Consider the following 15,701-nt stretch of genomic DNA (forward strand, 5'->3'; position numbering starts at 1 on the left):
ATGTTTTTGAAAACTTTTTGTTAACACTCTGATAACACCCCTTTTAGAATTTAACCTATTTTTGGTTTTGAAAGGTTTTTCTTTAGTGAGTTAGATTCAATACTACACCTGCCTTTGAAATACCCCGATTTTACTGGTCTCGCAAAACAAACCCGACAGGTTTTGAAAACCTGTCGGGTTTAAAAGGGTGCTGCGTTTTTGTTTTTTCGGTTGTTTTCTTTTGAAAACCTATCCCCTAGCCCCGATAGAAGTGGAAATCCTTTTGCTTTTTCCTTTAAAAAGCAAAAGATTGTAGCGGATAGCGGGACGAAGCTTCAAAAAAATTCAAATACCAAATTCCAAATTCCAAACTTGATGGCTTCGACTTCGCTCAGCTGGACAAAAGCACTCTTATTATATTTTCGTTCAGCTGGGCAAAAAGTATTCTTATATATAGGTAGCAAAAAATAAACCCGACAGGTTTTGGAAACCTGTCGGGTTGGTACTATATATAAGTAGGTGTTTAATTTAAACTATCAATAACTTCTTTTGTAATACGAGTACATGCGATCATCATTGTTTTTGCAAATAAAGATAATCGGTAGTAGTACCAACATCACGTAAACGAATTTGAGAGTTATTAAACTCAAATAACTTCCAGCTGCGATTCAATTTACTTAAGGGTTCTGAATTGAACTCTATTTTAACTTCTCTAACTCCACTTTGTAATGTACTTTCCCATTGACCAGTTTGCGATACCCCTGCTTTAGTAGCAACTACGGATTTATCACTTTTAAAAACAAATGAATAATCAACATAAGTGGATGTCTTTTCTGAGTCATCAAAAAAATAGGGTATCACCCAGCCCCCCTTTGTTATCGTTTGTGAAAAATCAAGTGTTACGATATTATTTTCAGGAGCATTGTCAATTGCATATTTAATCGCATTTTCGAATTCTAAGTTATTAGAAATTGATTTTGTTTGATTATTGTAATCCGCTATGGTAATTGGATATTTTAATGAAATATACTGACTGCTATTCAAATTTTTTATAAAATTGAAAAAGGCCTGATCGCTAACAATCGAAACAGAACTTGCAATTTGATTTGCGCTGTTATAGCTATTAATTGTTATAGGGTAGTTTATGTTTAGTCCATTAATTTTGGATAACAAATCAGGATGAAGATTCCAGTAGTCTATTAAAGTATTGAAGTCAGATTCAGTCGGAATGTTTTTTTCAATATAATTATAGTACACCATCATTACGGGGAAGTCTATTTTTACAATATCGTCATCGTACGTACTTGCATTTATATTGTCTGTTACTTTTTTATAATCGGCAGTCGTATTTATTGCGATTTTTGCATTATTAACAGTAACTGTATAAGGGAGTTTGATCGTGCAATAACTAGACCTGTCGATTACATTATCCTGCACGGTTTGAACCATTGCAACCCTTTGCAAATAAGTCGTAAGAGGCGAAACATTTGTAACTGTTCCCTGCGCATTATTATCTTTCTCGTCCATTTCGCTTTGACAAGACAGCAAGAACAAGAAAATCACTATTGATAAATATTTTTCAAGGGGAACATATTTATATTTTTACAAAGGTAACAAAATTAAAGAAACTGTTTTTTTAATAAATCCTCTCCAAGGACTTTCATTCGATTCTACAAAACATTAATTATCAACCAAAAACAACACTTCCTGTTTGTATAAAACAATCGGCTTTGCTTTTACCCTACTTAAACCAAAAACAAATACTTTTGCAAGGTAACAACTGAAAAACCAAATGTCACAAAAAAACCAATCAAATACTTGCGACGAAATAATCTTTTCGACTTTTTTTAAAAGTCAGGTAAAAGCACTGCGCAATTTTCTTTTTTACAAATTTGGCAATATTGATCAGGCGGAAGATTTAGCTCAGGAAGCATTTGTAAAACTTTGGCAAAATTGTGCTTCGGTGCCTCTTGAAAAAGCAAAGTCATACCTCTATACTATCGCGAATAACAGCAGCCTCAACGCAATTGCGCATCAAAAAGTTGTTTTGAGGTACGAGAAAAACTTCACTGGCCTAGATAAAACAAATGAAAATCCGGAATATATTCTGGAGGAGAAACAATTTCAAACTAAACTCTTGAAAGCCATTGAAAATTTAAACGAAAAACAACGCATCGCTTTTCTGATGCATCGAATTGACGGAAAAAAATACAGTGAAATTGCCTCAGCCCTTAATATTAGCGTGAAGGCTGTTGAAAAGCGTATTCATCTTGCTTTGCTAAGCTTACGCAAAGAAATTGATTTATAGAAGTAGGGTAAATTTAGATTCAATTGTTTTAACAACATAATACCAGTGTAATGAAAAAAAATCGCTTATTAGCAAAATGGCTTAACAATGATTTATCTCAGGATGAATTAGCTGAATTTGAAGCAAGTCCCGATTTTGAAAAATACCAAAAAATAAAGAATTATACTGATCATTTGGAAGTAGATGATTTTGATGAGAATAAGATGTTGTCTAACATCCTCAATCAGAAAAAAGAAACTCCAAAAGTAATTCCTTTATACAAAAAATGGATGTTTAAAGCTGCCGCTGTATTTGTGTTAGCTCTTGGAATTACGTTTGTTATGAAACTTTTGGTGCCTCAGACTCAAACCGCAAATTTTGGAGAGAAAACCTCTTTTTCATTGCCTGATAACTCTGAAGTTGTGCTAAACTCCGGTTCTGAAATAAGTTATAAAAAATGGAACTGGGCCAATAACAGACATCTTGAATTAAAAGGAGAAGCCTATTTTAAAGTTGCTAAAGGCCGACGATTTGAAGTACAGACCAACCTGGGAAAAGTATCCGTTCTGGGAACTCAATTTAACGTTAAAGTTAGAAAAAACAAGTTTGATGTCGTTTGTTATGAAGGACGCGTAAAAGTGAATTATGCAAACACTCAAATTGTACTAACCCACGGGCAAAGTGTTAATTTTGAAAACGGTAAACAAGTAAAATTGAATGTAAGATCATTGAAACCAGAGTGGATTGACAATCAAATATCTTTTTACCAGGAAAATATCCGAGCGATATTAGACGAGGTTGAAAGGCAATATAACATTACAATTGAATTAAACACAAAGGACACGGTCTCTTTATTCACCGGAAAATTACCTGCAAAGGATTTAAACACAGCCATACAAATTATTAGTACAACCTATCATTTAGAGGCTAAAAAAGTCTCGAAAAATAAAATAATTTTTGACGAAAAATAAATGTCTCTCCCCAAACAATTTCATTTTTTGTTTTTTATGTTTTTCCTTGTCCTGAACGGCTTCGCTCAAGACAAAGCAAAACCTGTGCCATTTAAAAAAATTATCGCAGCAATAGAAAAGCAGCATCATGTAAGTTTTAATTATACGGAAGACAATATTACCAACCTACAACTAAACCCTCCTAAAAGTGCCCTTACTTTAGATCAAAAACTACAATACCTTACAGAAAAAACCAATCTGTCATTTGAAAATATCGAAAACCAATTCATTAATATTTATAAAAATGATAGCGAATCGCAAATGATTTGTGGTTATGTTTTTTCTACTGATCATAAAAAACCTATTGAAAACGCCAATGTTAATCTGCTTAACAAAACTCAAACTACAACCGATTCCAATGGCTATTTTGAATTTAAAAAAGACCTAAAAAACACATTTCTAATCAGTCATATTGGTTTTATAACCAAAAAAATTGTAGTCAATAATTCCCCTTCCAAAAACTGTCTGCAAATAACATTAGAGCCTGAGATCACAGAACTTCAAGAAATTAAAGCCAGTGCTATTTTAGCTTCGGGGATTTCAAAAAGCACAGATGGATCCTTTGAAATTAAACCTAAAAAATTTGGTATTCTACCCGGACTTATAGAGCCTGATGCTTTACAAACCATGCAGCAAATTCCAGGTGTAAACAGTCTTGACGAAAGTGTATCCAGCATCAATGTACGTGGTGGTACACACGATCAGAATTTATTTTTGTGGAATGGAATACGAATGTTTCAAACCGGACATTTCTTTGGTTTAATATCCGTTTTTAATCCCAATTTGGCACATACCATTTCTATTTATAAAAACGGGAGCTCTGCCTTTTACGGCGAGAGTGTATCTAGTGTAGTAGCCATTTCCTCTACTCCTGAAACAACCGAAAAAAATACTTTTAGTGCAGGAATAAATATGATTAATGCTGATATTTATGCAAAGTACAATCTCTCCAAAAAGAGTTCTATCGAAATTTCGGCACGTAAATCGATTACCGATTTTGTAGAAACACCCACCTACAAAGAATATTTTAATAAAGTATTTCAAAATACTACGATCACAGACTTTTCAGACAAACAAAATATAGATTATCGCAGTGATAAAAAATTTGACTTTTATGATGCTACACTAAAATACGCGCACAAAATTGGCAATAAAGATCAAATCATACTCGATTTAATTACCATTAAAGATAATCTGGAAGTTTTTCAAAGTGCCACTGTGTACAACATGAACAAATCGGAAAACAATGTTTTACGCCAACAAAATTATGGTGGAAATTTGTCATGGAAAAGAAACTGGAACAACTACAATACAACTAAAGTCAATATCTACAATTCTGCTTACGAACTTTTGGCCAACCAAAAAACTACTTTTGGAGATCAGATCGTAATTCAGGAAAATACCGTTAATAATAATGGAGTTAATCTGGAGAACAACCATATTATTAATTCTAAATTCACTTTTAGCAATGGTTATCAGTTCAACGAGATTGGCATTACCAATTTAGAACAAGTAACTAATCCAGATTTTTATCGCAAAGTGAAAAATGTGCTAAAAACTCATGCTTTAATTTTAGAAGGAAAATACAACGACACGCTTTCCAGAATCTATTTTAAGGTAGGAACACGCATTAATTATATTGAAAAATTCAGAAAACACAGTATCGAGCCCCGCATTCAATTTAATTATGGCATCAACAAAAGTTTAAATTTAGAATTGCTGGCTGAGTTAAAAAGCCAAAATTCGCAGCAAATTATTGATTTGCAAAAAGATTATTTTGGCATCGAAAAAAGGCGCTGGATTGTTTCCAATAACACAACTATCCCCATTCAAAGGAGCAAACAAGTCTCTTTAAATTTATTTTACAAAAAGAACGACTGGCTACTGGATATCGAAAATTTCTATAAAAAAGTATCCGGAATTATAACATCCAGTCAGGGCTTTCAAAATCAATTGGAATTCGTTCGAATGACCGGCGACTATGAGGTTCTGGGAACAGAAATGTTGATTCAGAAAAAAATGAATCACTTTCTGACCTGGCTGAGTTATACCTATAACCATAATAATTACTATTTCTCCAATTTTGAACCTCCTAGTTTCCCTAACAATTTTGAGTTAATGCATACGGTATCGTGGGCGGGAATTTACGAAAAGAACAATTTCAAAATAGCCCTGGGCACAAAATGGTCTTCGGGCAGACCAAAAACTTCTCCTGATCTTTCTCAAATTAATCTGTCAGATCCTGTATTGGTGTACAACAAACCCAACAATACCAATGTGCATGTTTTTTCACAAGTTAATATTTCCTCTACTTACAAGTGGGAAAGCGCAAATGGAATTCAATATAAAATAGGCTTGTCTATTTTGAATATCCTAAACAGAAAAAATGAAATCAGCGAGTATTACAGAGTAAGTTCTTTAACAAATTCTATAGAAGAAGTTGAAACTTTCTCACTGCAAAGAACTCCAAACATGAGCTTTAGAGTTTCATTTTAACCTTATTCTACAAGGTTAACAAAAATTACTTTTCTTTTTTTTTAAAAAATAACAATTCTTTGGTAGGGTAACCTTTATCAAAGCTGTTTTACTATTGAATCTTATCAAAAAAAAGTAAAAGTGACTCTATCAAAAGACTTAATCCAATACCGACTGACGTATTTTTTCTACGACAGTTCGTAGCCATCAAATTCACTACACTAAGTGCCTGTTAGAAGCAAATACTTATTGCTGCTACCACAATTAACATTTTACAGAATATGCAACACATATTCCCCACTTCAAATTAACTAAACTAAAAAATAATGAAATCAAAACAACTTAAACTGGCTTTTGCTGCCATTGCAGCAACACTATTTTTTACAAGCTGTAGCAATGACAAGGATAGCGACACTGTTACTCCGGAAGCAAAAAAAGAAATTGCACTTTCTACAAGTACAACATTGGGCTCTTATCTTTCTGATAAAGATGGTAAATCTTTATACTTTTTCGCAACAGATGCAAAGGGACAAGCCTCATGCACGGGTGGATGTGAAGCCGTGTGGCCTCCATTTTATGTAGATAATTTAACCGCTGAAAAATTAAGCACCGGATTGGCACTTTCTGATTTTGCAACTATAACTACCACATCGGGCAAAAAACAGCTAACCTACAAAGGATGGCCATTGTATTATTATGCACCAAGTATAAATGGAACAAATACACCGGAAACTGCCGGACAAACCACAGGAGATGGTGTTGGCGGTGTTTGGTTTATAGCAAAACCGGACTATTCGATTATGTTAGTCAGAAGTCAGCTTCTTGGGCATGACGGCAAAAACTACAAATCTGATTACACCGTTGGTGATGGCCTAACAACCTACTTTGCAGATGCAAAAGGACTAACACTGTATACTTTTAAAAATGATAATTTCAAGAAAAACAATTTTACAAAAGCAGATTTCTCAAACAATGCGGTTTGGCCTATATACGAAACAGACAAAATAGTTGTCCCTTCTATTCTTGATAAATCTAAATTTTCTGTAATTACTGTATTTGGTAAATCTCAATTGGTTTACAACGGCTGGCCTTTGTATTATTTTGGGCAAGATGCCAGCGTAAGAGGTTCCAATAAAGGAATCAGCTTCCCAAGCCCCGCCGTTTGGCCGGTACCTGTAAAAGACTCGCCACTTGCGATCTAAAAAGGCACACTTTTTCAATCAAATTCATTCATAGGTTCACCTAACCTATTGTTGTTCAAATTAGCTCAATGTACTGTTGAGCTAATTTGAATCTTCATCATTTCCTCAACATTACAAAAACTAAGGGTCCGGATGTTAGAATTTCATGCTTCTTTCTTTTTATGCGGGCTAATCCGCATCAAAGCTGTTTTACTACTGAACCCCATCCAAAAAAATAAAAAATGATCCCAAAAAGAATCGCATTTATAACTACAGCCTCGTTGGTATTGATTTCGGCAGGCCTCTATTTTTATTATGGTTTTGTCTTTAAAGAGGCACGCAATATAGCATCTGAAATACCTGAATTTAGTATAACTACAACAAAATTGCTTCATGATTATAACTCAAATACAGAAAAAGCAGATTCATTATATCTCAATAAAACCATAGAAATAACAGGCAAAGTAACCAAAGAAACCGATTCTGTTGTGATACTTGAAAACAATATTTTTTGCCTGTTTACCAAAAAAACAAAAGACAAGCTATTGAACAACAAAGTAACCGTTAAAGGCAAATGCATTGGCTTTGATGAACTATTTCAAGAAGTCAAACTGGACCAGTGCACCATTAATAAATAAATCAATTCATCCATTTATGAAAAAATTTTTAGTCCCAATCTGCTTTTTCCTGGCTACCATAGCCTATTCGCAAGATGATTTACTAAACAGCCTTGATTCGACTCAGGTACAGGAAAACTTTTCTACAGCCACTTTTAAAGCATTGCAGCTGGTAACCTTACAAACCACAAAAATGCCCGCGAAAAAAGAGTTCTATTTTGTAGTCTCCCATCGTTTTGGCACCGTTAAAGACGGTTTAGACAGTTTTTTTGGTCTTGATAACGCCACTACAAAACTTGGCGGTATTTATGGGGTTACCGATTGGCTGTCTGTGAGTCTTTCCAGACATACATTGAATAAATTGTATGAAACAGGAGTTAAATACCGAATGATGAGACAAAGCAATAGCTTCCCTGTAGATATTGTTGGTTACAGTGTTGCAGATATCAATACATTCCTGGAAAAAGATCAATATCCAGGTTTAGAATTTAAGCATCGTACGACCTACGTACAACAATTGCTGATATCGAGAAAAGTTAGCGAAAAACTATCGGTAGAACTAGTACCCTCATTTGTGCATAGAAATCTTTACAATCCAGACTTAGAAAGAGACAACCAATTTTCTTTTGGTGGTGGCGGACGTTATAAAATCACAAAAAGATTATCTGTCAATTTAGAATACATGCACAATTTTAATAAACCCAATTTTTATGAAAATCCATTGTCAGTCGGTCTCGATGTTGAAACCGGAGGACATGTTTTTCAATTAATCTTTACCAATTCACAAGCCATGAGCGAAAGCGGATACCTAACCAATGCCGCTGGAAACTGGGGAAAAGGCGATTTCTTTTTCGGATTTAACTTATACAGAGTATTTTAATAACTATAAACAAACCAACTATGAAAAAAACAGCAGCAATTACAATTTTAGCAGCCGCACTAACACTTACAAGCTGCAGTGATTCTGATACCTACCAAGATATAGAAACTCCTCCGTTACAGAAACTCCAGGACCAAACCCGGTAGTTACTATTAGCTATTCTAAAAATGTAAAAGCAATTATTGATGCCAACTGCGTAGGCTGTCATCAAAGTGGAAGATCAGCAGGTTTCAGACCTTTAACCACTTATGCTGAAGTAAAAACAGCTACTGAAGGTGCAGGTTTACTGAACCGAATTCAACTACAAACTGGTCAACAGGGCATTATGCCTCAGGCCGGAAGAATGTCACAGGCAAATATTGATTTGATTGTGAAATGGAATACAGACGGACTAAAAGAAAACTAATTATTATGAAAAAATCGTTTATTAATTTCTTTATAGTGCTCTTACTCATTTTGATGCATCCCAATGGATATGCACAAAAAGTAATCACAAAAACAGGTAATATAAAATTTCAGGCTACTGTGCCTTCCTATGAAGAAGTTGCCGCCGAAAACAAAAGCGTGTCTGCAATTTTAGATCAATCCACAGGGGATTTTGCAGCTCTGGCTCTTGTAAAAGGTTTCCGATTTAAAGTTGCTTTAATGGAGGAACATTTCAACGAAAATTACATGGAGTCTGAAAAGTTTTCAAAAGCAACTTTAAAAGGTAAATTAGAAGATTTTGACATTTCTAAAATTACCGGTACTCCTAAAAATTTTACCCTAAAAGGAGATCTTACCATTCATGGAAAAACAAAGCCTGTAGCAGTAATCCTCAAAATAGCCAAAGCAGCTAATGGTCTTAGTACTGTAGGTTCATTTGAAGTCAAACCCGAAGATTTTGATATCGAAATACCAAGTCTGGTCAGAAAGAAAATTGCGGACAAAATCAAAATTAGTTACAATTTTTTATTGGTTAAATAATCCATTTCAACAGATCAGGCTTAACTAGTAAGTAGAATTCCCCAATTCAACATTTACTAACCCTATAGCTTTTCACTTTGAAAGATTATTAAGCATGACTATTAACCAGAGGTCAGTTTCATACTTAGCTGGCCTCTTTTTTACTAACCCAAATAAAATTCAAATGATCTGCAAAAATTATGTTGTGACCGGTGAAGATGTAAACGATGTTATGATTATGGAAAAGGCCGCTTACAATTCATACACGCTACGATTACTATACCATTTTTTATTTCAAAATGGATTTTCGAGAGAGAAGCTAAATTCTTTACAACTCGATTTGCAAGAAGGAAAATATGTACTGGTCTGCTATAAAAACCTGATGTTTACTGAACCTTTTTTTATTGAGATGAAACATTGTTTTATGAATGACAAGATCAATATTAAAAGTTACTTTTTTAATGCTAAAAACGAATGCTGTGCTGAGCTCGTTACAGAAGTCGAATGGTTTGATTCTATTCGCAAAGAAGTCATCAGAGCGCCTAAAAAAATTCTAAAGCATTTTAATACGAGTAACCCGGTAAATTTCCAGAATCCGTAAACATCCAACTCATTACCTCTGAGTAGCTATTATTCTGCTAATAATATTATTTAACTTTAAAAATTAAAGGCTTAACCTCTCAACATTAGTCCGTTTTCCTGCTTTTTTGATACTCGTTTAAAATAGCACCTAAACCCATTAAAAGGAAAAATACGCCAAGACCGCCCAAAAGTACTGGGTCTACCATATAACCGTAAACCCCATCAATCTCCGCTTTATTCGGATTGGTTGGATCATACAAAACCTTAACTGAACTTCCGTTAATGTAACTCGGAAGAGAAGTACCCACATTAGAAGTGAAATCTATTTGTTTACCTGATTTTATAACAAATGAAACATGTGGGTAATAGAGTGATCCATTCTTATTGCCAGCAAGAGGTATCGATTCGATAACTGTACCATAAACAATATTTGCCTTTTCAATAAAATTTAATTTCTGTTGAAAAAGATAAAATGCCCCCATCAATAGAATCAAACCAGGTATAAAACACACATAAATAACAGCACGAATTAGTCTTTTATTCATAATTTATTTTATTATTTAAATTAATGATTGTGTCACATTGTCCTGCAGGCTATTACTAATTGTTATACCAGAAAACACAAAACAAAAAAGCCACTCGATTTGAGTGGCTTTTCGTGAACGCAGAAGGATTCGAACCTTCGACCGTCCCGATTGGAAATCGGGATGCTCTATCCAGCTGAACTACGCTACGAAAAACCAGACTAACACATAACAAAAAAAGCCACTCGATTTGAGTGGCTTTTCGTGAACGCAGAAGGATTCGAACCTTCGACCGTCCCGATTGGAAATCGGGATGCTCTTTCCAGCTGAGCTACGCTACGAGAAACCAGTCTAACACAAAACAAAAAAGCCACTCGATTTGAGTGACTTTTCGTGAACGCAGAAGGATTCGAACCTTCGACCGTCCCGATTGGAAATCGGGATGCTCTATCCATCTGAGCTACGCTACGAGAAACCAGTCTAACACAAAACAAAAAAGCCACTCAAATTGAGTGGCTTTTCGTGAACGCAGAAGGATTCGAACCTTCGACCGTCCCGATTGGAAATCGGGATGCTCTTTCCAGCTGAGCTACGCTACGAAAAACCAATCTAACACATAACAAAAAAGCCACTCAATTGAGTGGCTTTTCGTGAACGCAGAAGGATTCGAACCTTCGACCGCCTGCTTAGAAGGCAGGTGCTCTATCCAGCTGAGCTATGCGTCCATTTTTTATAAAACTTCCGACAAAGTTTTTGTCGGGGTGGCAGGATTCGAACCTGCGGCCTCCTGCTCCCAAAGCAGGCGCGATAACCGGGCTACGCTACACCCCGAGGCAAAATTAAGCGGAGAGACAGGGACTCGAACCCTGGCGACGGTTACCCGTCGACAGATTAGCAATCTGCTCCATTACCGCTCTGGCACCTCTCCAAGCTCAAGAAACGTGTTCTGTTTTGCGGTTGCAAATGTAAGACAACATTCCATATCTCACAACTATTTCGACGCTTTTTTTTGTCTTTTTTCAATCTTTTTTTTAAACCTCTTCACTATCAAACAAATAGAATTAACAAAAATTTGATATTAAATTTAAAATCCAATCGAATTGCCTCAAAATTTGAATTTATTCAAATAAAGAGTAAATTTGCTTGATTAACTAATATTAACAGAAAATGAACAAAAGAGTTGTTATCGTTTCTGCCGTTAGAACACCTATCGGAAGTTTCATGGGAGGTTTATCTACCGTACCCGCACCAAAATTAGGTGCTGCCGCGATAAAAGGCGCACTTCAAAAAATTAACCTTGACCCAAAATTAGTTGATGAAGTTTTTATGGGTAATGTGGTACAGGCCGGAGTTGGCCAGGCACCAGCACGTCAGGCTGCACTTTTTGCAGGTTTATCTGAAGAAGTTGCCGCTACCACTGTAAACAAAGTTTGTGCTTCAGGAATGAAAGCTGTTATGTTCGCCGCACAGGCTATCGCTTGTGGTGATGCCGAAATCGTAGTAGCCGGAGGAATGGAAAACATGAGTTTGATTCCGCATTACGTACAAATGCGTAACGGAACTAAATTTGGTCCAGCTTCTTTGCTTGACGGAATGCAGAAAGATGGTTTGACAGATGCTTACGATAACAACGCAATGGGAGTTTGCGCTGATTTATGTGCGTCTGAATACAACATCAGCCGTGAAGAACAGGATAATTTTGCGATTCAATCTTATGAAAGAAGTGCAAAAGCCTGGGATGCCGGAAAATTTGACAACGAAATTGTTCCTGTAGAAGTTCCGCAAAGACGTGGTGAACCTATCATCGTTTCAAAAGACGAAGAATATACCAATGTAAAATTAGACAAGATCCCTTCGTTAAGTGCTGTTTTTACTAAAGACGGAACAGTTACTGCTGCAAACGCTTCTACTATCAACGACGGAGCTGCTGCTTTGGTTTTGATGTCTGAAGAAAAAGCAATCTCGTTAGGATTAAAACCCCTAGCCTACATAAAAGGTTATGCCGATGCCGCTCAGGAGCCAAAATGGTTTACTACAAGCCCGGCAAAAGCATTACCAAAAGCCTTAGACAAAGCAGGAATTTCAATAAGTGATGTTGATTATTTCGAGTTCAACGAAGCATTCGCTGTTGTTGGATTAGCCAATTCAAAAATTCTTAGCCTTGATAACGACAAAGTAAACGTAAACGGAGGAGCTGTTTCCTTAGGACATCCACTGGGATGCTCAGGAGCAAGAATCATTGTAACTTTACTAAGTGTTTTAGAACAAAACAATGCTAAAACCGGAGCTGCAGCAATTTGCAACGGTGGTGGCGGTGCTTCGGCAATTGTTATCGAAAGAGCCTAAATACTATTTTATTAGGAGTTATTTCATTTGTAAATAACTCCTAATTTTCAACTCATAAATTACCCTAAATGTTCGGAATTTGCAATCTAGCCATAGTACCTGTACGAGCTGAGCCAAGTGACAGAAGTGAAATCGTTACTCAACTTTTGTTTGGTGAACATATCGAGATTTTAGAACGCCAAAATCAATGGGCCCGAATAAGAATTCAGTTCGATGACTATGAAGGTTGGGTAGATTCAAAACAATACCAGGTTATTTCTGAAGCAAATTTCAATCAATTAAGCAGTGAAGCTATTATTCTAAATGCCGACCTGATTGATTATATTACTTCTTCAAATAATTTACTACTACCAATTCCGCTTGGCGCTTCTTTATCCTTTTTAAACAATAATGAAATCAACATTTCAAATTTTGATTTTGAAGGCACCAAAACCAGCGGTATAAAACCTAAGAGCGCTATTATAAGCACGGCTTTTATGTATTTGAATGCTCCCTATCTTTGGGGAGGAAAAACTCCTTTTGGAATTGACTGTTCGGGTTTTACCCAAATGGTCTACAAATTAAACGGCTACAAAATTCATCGTGATGCCTCACAACAGGCTCTTGACGGAGAACCTTTGAGTTTTATCGAAGAAAGTGAGCCCGGCGATCTGGCCTTTTTTGATAACGAAGAAGGGAACATCACACATGTTGGTATCATTATGGACAATAATTACATCATTCACGCCAGTGGAAAGGTTCGTATTGATCGTTTAGACCACTTAGGAATCTACAATCCCGAAATAAACAAACACACCCATAAATTACGAGTGATCAAGAAGATAATCTAACTTTTTCATCCTCCCTCTAAGTTAATTTTTCTCTAAACTCCAAAGCAAACAACAAAATTGTTGTATCTTTATAGCAAATTTGTTGTGTCATGGAAAAATTAACGCAGAAAACAGAACCTTTTGATACTAAAAGAAGTATTCGAAATGCCTCAGGAAAAGTAATCTCGATTAAAAGATCTACTTTAAGTTCTGATGGTAAAGAATACAGCTGGAGCAGCAAACTGGAGCGCGTTGGAGTCATCCGATCCGGTATTCCTTATGATTCAATCGAAGTCATCAGCAGGCGATTAAACAATCCAGTAAAATCGGTTCTGGCCATTGTAGGGATTCCTCAAACTACTTACAACAAGAAAAAAAGCGAACATTTGCTTTTAGACAGCAGAGACAGCGAATTGGTTATTTTAATCAATGAGCTGATCGATTACGGCCTTGAAGTTTTTAACAATGAAGAAGAAAAATTTCAAAGATGGCTCAAAAAACCCAATTTATCTATTGGCGGAAGCACTCCTGAAAACATGCTCGACACCGTAACGGGAATTAACGAAGTGAAGTTTAGTTTGAATCGATTAGAGTTTGGAAACTTAGCTTAGATGAAGGTTTTTAGAATCGAAAGAGAAAAATACTTAAGCACGACTTTAGCAGGAATTGGAGCTTCAATGTCTGAGGGTTTCCGATGGAACAGCCTTAATACCCGCATGGTTTATACTGCCGAAAGCAGAGCACTGGCAACACTTGAAGTATCTGTTCATTTAGATTTAAGTGAAGATTTGCCTTTGGATCGTTTTTATGTCGAAATCGAAATCCCGGATGACATTACCATTCAGGAGGTTCAGTTAGAAGACTTACCGGAAGACTGGAATTCGAAACCTCCCATAGTAATAACACAAACGATTGGGGATGATTTTATAGATTACAACGAAGCTTCAGTCTTAAAAGTCCCGAGTTGCATTGTACCACAGGAATTCAATTATTTAATAAATCCAACCCATCCAGACAGCAAAAAAATTAAGGTTGTAAGCACTACCCGGATGAATTTTGATTCAAGATTTCAACATTAATTCCACAAATTGACACCAATTTAAAATCTATTTAATGGGTGTAATCTGTGGCAAAAAAATTAGTACCAATTCGTGTTTAAGCACTGATTCTGATGGTTTTCCTGAATTCAGAAGGGCTATTTCCTTTTTGCTTTTTAAAAAATTTATTAAAGTGGCTTTCATCGGTAAAACCAAATTCGTAAGCGATCTCATTGATTCGTTTATCACTAAACTGCAGGCGATGTTCAATCAGTTTTGTTTTATAATTGCTGATATACTGTTGCATGGTTTCGTTGGCATGCTTTTTAAAATAGCGTCCTAAATAGGTATTTGAAATTCCGAAATAATCACTAATCGATTCTGCTTTGATTCTTTCAGGATAATAAATGTTGTTTTGAATGTATTGTAGAATGTCCATGGCTTTAGCCTCGCAGCCAATATTTACCTGTTCCGGCAAATACTTCGCGATATTTCTTGCCACGACAATAATTAAGGTGTTGACCAATTGCTGAATCAATTCTTTATTATAGACATCTTTATCTTCATACTCCCGAATAATAGCCTCTACCATAACTTTCACCAAACATTTATCGGCAACATTTTTTAAAATGCAGCCCGGCTGATGATTTGCATTTTGCAGGATATACTCTAAACGCTGAATGTTTTCGTTTTGCAGGCTTGAATTTTTTAAATAAATATCATTGAACCTCAAAAAGAAAAAATTGGTTTTGGTCTCAATTGTAAAATTATGACAATCCTCAGGCGTCAACAAAAACAGATGTCCCGCATCATATTCAAAGACATTTTTATTGATGCACTGCAAACCGGTTCCACCCAGAATATAAACCAATTCAAAAAAATTATGACGATCTCCTACATCCGGATATTCATCTAAAGTCTCAAAGGAAACACTAAACGGTTCGTATAAATTTTCTTTTTTCATAATCGCTGTTATTATATCGTGGCTGCAAATATACCTAAAAAACACAAATATATACCATTTAACAC

Annotated in this window: 15 protein-coding genes and 3 tRNA genes; 12 read left to right on the top strand and 6 right to left on the bottom strand. The window is 35.6% G+C overall.

Annotated features, from left to right (window positions below):
* Positions 1-552: 552 nt before the first annotated feature.
* Positions 553-1,506: a hypothetical protein gene (locus OLM61_RS00645; RefSeq protein ID WP_264524615.1), complete on the bottom strand. Its 954-nt coding sequence runs from the start codon at positions 1,504-1,506 to the stop codon at positions 553-555.
* A gap of 265 nt (positions 1,507-1,771) precedes the next feature.
* Here OLM61_RS00645 and OLM61_RS00650 point away from each other — a divergent pair, with 265 nt between their 5' ends.
* The 8 genes from OLM61_RS00650 to OLM61_RS00685 all read left to right on the top strand — a co-directional run bounded on the left by OLM61_RS00650 (position 1,772) and on the right by OLM61_RS00685 (position 9,975).
* Complete coding sequence (locus tag OLM61_RS00650; RefSeq protein ID WP_264524616.1) at positions 1,772-2,287, top strand: RNA polymerase sigma factor; 516 nt, start codon at positions 1,772-1,774, stop codon at positions 2,285-2,287.
* A gap of 50 nt (positions 2,288-2,337) precedes the next feature.
* Positions 2,338-3,237, top strand: coding sequence for a FecR family protein (locus tag OLM61_RS00655; protein WP_264524617.1), 900 nt, complete (start codon positions 2,338-2,340; stop codon positions 3,235-3,237).
* 84 nt (positions 3,238-3,321) lie between these two features.
* Positions 3,322-5,772, top strand: coding sequence for a TonB-dependent receptor (locus OLM61_RS00660; RefSeq protein ID WP_264524618.1), 2,451 nt, complete (start codon positions 3,322-3,324; stop codon positions 5,770-5,772).
* A 305-nt stretch (positions 5,773-6,077) separates the two neighbouring features.
* The gene (locus OLM61_RS00665) at positions 6,078-6,953 is read left to right on the top strand and encodes a hypothetical protein (RefSeq protein WP_264524619.1); all 876 of its coding nucleotides are present in this window, start codon (positions 6,078-6,080) and stop codon (positions 6,951-6,953) included.
* Positions 6,954-7,174: 221 nt separating this feature from the next.
* Entirely contained in the window at positions 7,175-7,570 is a 396-nt protein-coding gene (locus OLM61_RS00670) for an OB-fold putative lipoprotein (protein ID WP_264524620.1), read from the top strand.
* Positions 7,571-7,586: 16 nt separating this feature from the next.
* A complete protein-coding gene (locus tag OLM61_RS00675) occupies positions 7,587-8,429 on the top strand; it encodes a DUF5777 family beta-barrel protein (protein WP_264524621.1) in 843 nt (280 codons plus the stop codon).
* Positions 8,430-8,840: 411 nt separating this feature from the next.
* On the top strand, positions 8,841-9,395 hold the full coding sequence (locus tag OLM61_RS00680) for a YceI family protein (RefSeq protein WP_264524622.1): 555 nt from the start codon (positions 8,841-8,843) through the stop codon (positions 9,393-9,395).
* A gap of 163 nt (positions 9,396-9,558) precedes the next feature.
* Positions 9,559-9,975, top strand: coding sequence for a hypothetical protein (locus OLM61_RS00685; RefSeq protein ID WP_264524623.1), 417 nt, complete (start codon positions 9,559-9,561; stop codon positions 9,973-9,975).
* A gap of 85 nt (positions 9,976-10,060) precedes the next feature.
* On the opposite strand, the gene OLM61_RS00690 is transcribed toward OLM61_RS00685, so the two are convergent.
* The 4 genes from OLM61_RS00690 to OLM61_RS00705 all read right to left on the bottom strand — a co-directional run bounded on the left by OLM61_RS00690 (position 10,061) and on the right by OLM61_RS00705 (position 11,408).
* Positions 10,061-10,501 carry a DUF3592 domain-containing protein gene (locus tag OLM61_RS00690; RefSeq protein ID WP_264524624.1) on the bottom strand — a complete coding sequence of 147 codons (441 nt, stop codon included), beginning with the start codon at positions 10,499-10,501 and terminating at the stop codon, positions 10,061-10,063.
* A gap of 630 nt (positions 10,502-11,131) precedes the next feature.
* Positions 11,132-11,205 (bottom strand) — tRNA-Arg (locus OLM61_RS00695).
* 31 nt (positions 11,206-11,236) lie between these two features.
* Positions 11,237-11,311, bottom strand: a tRNA-Pro gene (locus OLM61_RS00700).
* Positions 11,312-11,324: 13 nt separating this feature from the next.
* Positions 11,325-11,408 (bottom strand) — tRNA-Ser (locus OLM61_RS00705).
* Positions 11,409-11,647: 239 nt separating this feature from the next.
* Here OLM61_RS00705 and OLM61_RS00710 point away from each other — a divergent pair.
* The 4 genes from OLM61_RS00710 to OLM61_RS00725 all read left to right on the top strand — a co-directional run bounded on the left by OLM61_RS00710 (position 11,648) and on the right by OLM61_RS00725 (position 14,714).
* Positions 11,648-12,826: an acetyl-CoA C-acyltransferase gene (locus OLM61_RS00710; protein ID WP_264524625.1), complete on the top strand. Its 1,179-nt coding sequence runs from the start codon at positions 11,648-11,650 to the stop codon at positions 12,824-12,826.
* A gap of 68 nt (positions 12,827-12,894) precedes the next feature.
* Positions 12,895-13,656: a C40 family peptidase gene (locus OLM61_RS00715; RefSeq protein ID WP_264524626.1), complete on the top strand. Its 762-nt coding sequence runs from the start codon at positions 12,895-12,897 to the stop codon at positions 13,654-13,656.
* 89 nt (positions 13,657-13,745) lie between these two features.
* Positions 13,746-14,246 carry an antitoxin Xre/MbcA/ParS toxin-binding domain-containing protein gene (locus OLM61_RS00720; protein WP_264524627.1) on the top strand — a complete coding sequence of 167 codons (501 nt, stop codon included), beginning with the start codon at positions 13,746-13,748 and terminating at the stop codon, positions 14,244-14,246.
* Positions 14,247-14,714 (top strand): RES family NAD+ phosphorylase, encoded by a 468-nt coding sequence (locus OLM61_RS00725; protein WP_264524628.1) that lies wholly within the window; start codon positions 14,247-14,249, stop codon positions 14,712-14,714.
* A 76-nt stretch (positions 14,715-14,790) separates the two neighbouring features.
* Here OLM61_RS00725 and OLM61_RS00730 read toward each other — a convergent pair whose 3' ends face one another.
* Positions 14,791-15,636: an AraC family transcriptional regulator gene (locus OLM61_RS00730; protein ID WP_264524629.1), complete on the bottom strand. Its 846-nt coding sequence runs from the start codon at positions 15,634-15,636 to the stop codon at positions 14,791-14,793.
* Positions 15,637-15,701 lie beyond the last annotated feature (65 nt).

Source organism: Flavobacterium sp. N502536 (genome assembly GCF_025947345.1).
Classification (GTDB): domain Bacteria; phylum Bacteroidota; class Bacteroidia; order Flavobacteriales; family Flavobacteriaceae; genus Flavobacterium.